The 863-nt window shown below is 65.2% G+C and carries 1 protein-coding gene; it reads right to left on the reverse strand.

The features are described from left to right. Positions 1 to 830, reverse strand: an 830-nt coding sequence (locus ACFOY2_RS54685) for an AMP-binding protein (RefSeq protein WP_379536117.1), incomplete at its 3' end; no start/stop codon positions are given. Positions 831 to 863: the final 33 nt, after the last annotated feature.

Genomic DNA, 863 nt, shown 5'->3' on the forward strand with positions numbered 1-863 from the left:
GTGACGCCGTGGCGGCGGGTGAGATCCAGCCACGCGTCGGCATCGCGGCGCTGATCCTCCTCGACCAACACCACCGCACCACCCACCCCCAGCAAACCGAACACATCGAACACCGACAGATCGAAATCCAACGCCGACACCGCCAGCACCCGATCCCCCACCCCCACCCCAAACCGCCCGCACACATCCTCAATCGTGTTCACCGCAGCCCGATGCGAGACCTCAACCCCCTTCGGCTCCCCCGTCGAACCCGACGTGAAAATCACATACGCCACCTGCTCATCCGACACCCGCACCGGACCAGACAACGGGCGGGAACCCTCCGGCAACACCTCCAGCACACACCGCACCCCCGCCCGCCGGAAAATCCGCTCCCGCCGCACCACCGGCTGATCCACCCCCACCGGCACATACGTCCCCCCAGCCGCCAACACCGCCAACACCCCCACCACCTGATCAACACCCTTCGGCAAACACACCCCCACCACATCCCCCGGCCCAACACCCAACGCCCCCGCCACCACCAACACCCGCTCAGCCAACTCCCCATACGTCAACCGACCCGAATCACCCCACACCAACGCCACCGCATCCGGACACGCCGCCGCATACTCAAAAAACCCCTCATGCACCAACCGACCCGAAACCACCCCCACCTCACCCCCCGGCCGCACCGGCACCGACACCGGCACCCCAACCGACCAATCACCCTCCACCAACCAACCCAAAACCCCCACAAACCCACCAAACATCGCATCCAACACACCCGCCGGGAACAACTCCTCCACCGCATCCCAATTAACAAACAAACCCCCCTCACGCTCAGTCACCTGACAGTCCAGCCACACCTGCGGAGTCTGGGA

Origin of the sequence: Nonomuraea purpurea, from assembly GCF_042650645.1 — a bacterium.
Lineage (GTDB): Bacteria > Actinomycetota > Actinomycetes > Streptosporangiales > Streptosporangiaceae > Nonomuraea > Nonomuraea purpurea.